This window comes from Nocardiopsis sp. RV163 (assembly GCF_001029525.1).
Classification (GTDB): domain Bacteria; phylum Actinomycetota; class Actinomycetes; order Streptosporangiales; family Streptosporangiaceae; genus Nocardiopsis; species Nocardiopsis dassonvillei.
This window is the reverse complement of sequence record NZ_LEKI01000279.1, coordinates 1-3,738: the sequence shown is the minus strand read 5'-3', so window position 1 is coordinate 3,738 and position 3,738 is coordinate 1. Positions and strand designations below refer to the sequence as shown.

The 3,738-nt window shown below is 73.6% G+C and carries 4 protein-coding genes; all 4 read right to left on the bottom strand.

What is annotated here, in order from left to right; translation table 11 throughout:
* A partial coding sequence (locus tag ABD54_RS25945) for a hypothetical protein (RefSeq protein WP_047872176.1) occupies positions 1-238 on the bottom strand: 238 nt, incomplete at its 3' end.
* Between the two features lie 275 nt (positions 239-513).
* Positions 514-1,764, bottom strand: a complete 1,251-nt coding sequence (locus ABD54_RS25940; RefSeq protein WP_047872175.1) for a cytochrome P450 — start codon at positions 1,762-1,764, stop codon at positions 514-516.
* Positions 1,764-2,978: a cytochrome P450 gene (locus ABD54_RS25935; RefSeq protein WP_047872174.1), complete on the bottom strand. Its 1,215-nt coding sequence runs from the start codon at positions 2,976-2,978 to the stop codon at positions 1,764-1,766. Before ABD54_RS25935 ends, ABD54_RS25940 begins: the two co-directional genes overlap by 1 nt.
* Before the next feature lie 154 nt (positions 2,979-3,132).
* Entirely contained in the window at positions 3,133-3,696 is a 564-nt protein-coding gene (locus ABD54_RS25930; protein ID WP_082167003.1) for an ATP/GTP-binding protein, read from the bottom strand.
* Between the last annotated feature and the right edge of the window lie 42 nt (positions 3,697-3,738).

Sequence of the window (3,738 nt, the reverse complement as noted above, 5' to 3'; positions counted from 1 at the left end):
GACCTCGGTGTCGCTGAGGGAGTCGCTGTCCTGGCCGGGGCCCGGGCAGGGCGGTGGTGAAGTCGTCGTGCTCGTCGAGGCTGGCGCGCTTGCGGGCGACCATCTCCGCGAAGAACTGGAACAGGGCGGTGGGGTGGAGCGGCCGCCCCTCCCCCGGGGCCGTGTCCCTCGGCGCCCCGCAGCCGGAGGCGACGAGCACGGCCAGGGCCGCGGCGGCGGCCAGCCTGGTCGGCGTCATGTCCGTTCCCTTCCCCCGTGAGGACCGGCGACCAGCCGAGCCTACGGCCGGGAGGCGTCAACACGGGGGGCTCACGGCGTAAGGACTTCTTGACACGGGGCGGGGAGCGTCCCGGGGCCGCTGCCGATCCCGGGACGGCGGGGAGGCCGCTCCCGGTACCGGCCGGGCCGCCGCCCCGGCCGGAACGCGACGGGGGCCGCACGGCGCGGCCCCCGCTCGCCCGGCCGGGGCTGCCGGGGGCGCGGGGGCGGTCCGCACGCCGTGCGACCCACCGGTCAGGGGCGCAGCACGACCGGGAACTCCCTCAGGCTGGTGACCGAGAGCGCGGACTGCACCCGCAGTTCCTCGTCGGGGACGGCCAGCCGCAGGTCGGGGAAGCGCTCGAAGAGCATGGGCAGGATGATCCCGGCCTCCAGGCGCGACAGCGGCGCCCCGGGGCAGATGTGCGGGCCGTAACCGAAGGTGATGTGGCGCCCCTCGGTGCGCTGCGGGTCGAAGACGGACGGGTCCGGGTCCTCGCCGAACTCCGCGCGGTCGCGGGTGGCCGCGCCGTAGTGCGTCATCAGCGCCTCGCCCTTGCGGATGGTCTGCCCGCCGACCTCCACGTCCTCGGTGGCGAAGCGGAACATCATGACGTTGTTGGGCGGGTCGTAGCGCAGCGTCTCCTCCACGACCTGCTCCCACGTGACCTTGTCCGCCTTGAGCAGGGCGAACTGGTCGGGGTGGGCGAGCAGGGCGCGCACCACGTTGTTGAGCAGGTTGACGGTGGTCTCGTGCCCGGCCGCCACCACCGTCAGCAGGGTGATGGTGACCTCGGTGTCGCTGAGGGAGTCGCCGTCCTCCCGGGCCCTGAGCAGGTCGGTGGTGAAGTCGTCGTGCTCGTCGAGGCTGGCGCGCTTGCGGGCGACCATCTCCGCGAAGAACTGGAACAGGGCGCCGTAGATCCGCAGGTGCTCGCCCTCCTCGGTGGTGCCGGAGAAGAGCTTGGCGTACATCTCGCCGAGCTGGGCGTACTCGGCCTCGGCCACCCCGTACAGTTCGCCGATCACCCCCATGGGAACCCGGAAGGTGAACTCCGACTTCAGGTCCAGGGGTTCGTGCGCGCGCGGCTCCAGGGCGTCCAGCGCCCGGGCGGTGATCTCCTCGATGCGCGGGCGCAGGCGCTCCACGCGGCGCGCCGAGAACGGGCTGGCGGTGAGCCTGCGCATGCGCCGGTGGGCGGCGCCGTCCTGGGCAAGCATGTTGGAGCCGTCGGTGGGGATCGTGCCCATCAGCGGCCAGCCCTCGGGGACCCGGCCGCTCTGGTAGTCGTCCCAGTGGTCGACGCTCTTGACGAAGCGGGGGTCGTTGAGGGTGGCGCGGCTGACCTCGTGGTGGGTGGTGGCCCAGGCGCGGACCCCGCCGGGGAGTTCGACCCGGGTGACGGGTCCGGCCCGGTGGAGGCGTTCGCGGTCGGCCTGCACGTCGTCGGGGACGGCGTGCACCAGCGGGATTCCGTCGGGGGTGTGCTGGACGGGGCAGGGCATCACAGGACTCCTTGCGGGGGTGTGGGGGTGAAGGCGACCGGCAGCGAAACGACCCCCCGCACCCAGGGCGAGGGCCGCCAGCGGACCTCCTCGGCGGGGATGGCCAGTTCGACGTCGGGCAGGCGGTCCAGCAGCACCTCCACCGCCGTGACCGCCATGACCTCGGCGATCCCCTGCGCGGCGTGGGGGCAGCTGTGCTCGCCGTGGGAGAAGGACAGGTGGGCGTGGTTGCCCCGGACGGCCGAGGAGCGCTCGCCGGTGTGCAGCCGCGGGTCCTTGTTGGCCGCGGCGTAGCCCAGCAGGAGCAGGTCGCCCCTGCGGATGACCCTGCCGTCCAGCTCGACGTCGCGGGCGGCGAAGCGCCCGGCGTTCATCTGGGACGGGGAGTCCTCCCACAGGACCTCGGCCAGGGCCTCGCGGACGCTGCTGCGGGCGCCCGCCATGGAGGCGGAGAAGCGGTCGTCGGTGAGCATCAGGCGCAGCGCGTTGCCGATCCACTCGGAGGTGGTCTGGTGGGCTCCGCCCAGGACGGCGACCAGTTCGGCGACCAGGTCCGCGTCTCCGTAGCCCGCCGGGTGGGCGATCATCCGGGACACCACGTCGGGTCCGGGTTCGGCGCGGCGGGAGGCGACGAGCCTGCTGAACTCGGCCGCGATCTCGACGTGGGCCCCGACCGCGTCGGGACCGGCGTCGAACATGGTGCCCATCAGGGTGGTGACCGCCTCGCCGCGGTCGTCGTCGAGGCCGTACATCCAGCACAGGACCAGGGACGGGAGCCGCTGCGCGTAGTGCGTGCGCAGGTCGGTGCCGCTGGAGGCGCAGAACCCGTCGACGAGGCGGTCGGCCAGGCGGGCGGTGACCGCGCGCAGCTCGTGCGGGTCGGCTCCGTTCAGGGCGTCGTTGACCGCGGCGGTGCGGCGCCGGTGCTCCTCGCCCTCGGCGGAGAGCAGGTTGGGCTGGGGCGCGAGCACCGGCAGCAGCGGCCAGTCCCGCGGCACCCGGTCCCAGGCGTTCCAGCGGCGGGGGTCGCGCGCGAACACCTCGGGGGTGTTGAGGACGTGGTGGAGCTCGTGGTAGCCGATGACCAGCCACGCGGGGACGTCGCCCTCCATGAGCACGGGCACCACGGAACCGTGTTCGGCGCGCATGGCCCGGTAGGAGCCCTGGGGGTCGGCGTTGAAGCTGGGGTCGTACAGCCGGACGGGTTCGGCCACTCTCGGTCCTTTGGGAGAAGGGGGCGGACGGCCGCTCGGCTCGGCCGTCGGGGACGGGTTCGCAGGTCGGGGCCGTGGAGGGGGGCCGGGCGGGTCCCGGTACCGCTCACCGGACAGATCCGGGGCTTTTCACCGGACAGATCCGGGGGGGCGCTCACCGGACGGCCTCCGTGACCAGGGCGCGGACGTGGCCGACCAGCGCGATGAGGACCTGCTTGGCCGAGTCGCGTGCGCGCGCGTCGCAGCGCAGCAGGGGGACCGAGGCGTCCAGGTCCAGGGCGGCGCGCACCTTCTCCAGGCTGTGCTCGGCCTCACCGAAGTCGTTGTGGGCCACGACGAAGGGTGTGCCCTGGGCCTCCAGGCGGTCGATGGCGTAGAAGGAGTCCTCCAGGCGCCGGGTGTCCACCAGGACCACCGCGCCCAGGGCTCCGGAGAAGAGGCGGTCCCACAGGAACCAGAAGCGCTCCTGGCCCGGGGCGCCGAAGACGTAGAGCACCGAGGCGGCGTCCAGGGTGATGCGGCCGAAGTCGAAGGCGACGGTGGTGGCGCGCTTGGACTCCACCCCGTCCACGTCGTCGACGCCGTGCCCCGCCCGGGTCATGGTCTCCTCGGTGCTGAGCGGGCGGATCTCGCTGACCGAGCGGACCAGGGTGGTCTTGCCGACCCCGAAGCCGCCCACGACCGCGATCTTGAGGGCGTACTCGGCGGTGTCGGGCAGCGGGACGCGGGCGGCCTCGCGGGCGGCAAGACCACCCTGGTC

Bases quoted from the DNA above. Each gene is read 5' to 3' on its own strand.
- ABD54_RS25940 (WP_047872175.1), bottom strand. From the start codon at position 1,764: ATGCCCTGCCCCGTCCAGCACACCCCCGACGGAATCCCGCTGGTGCAC.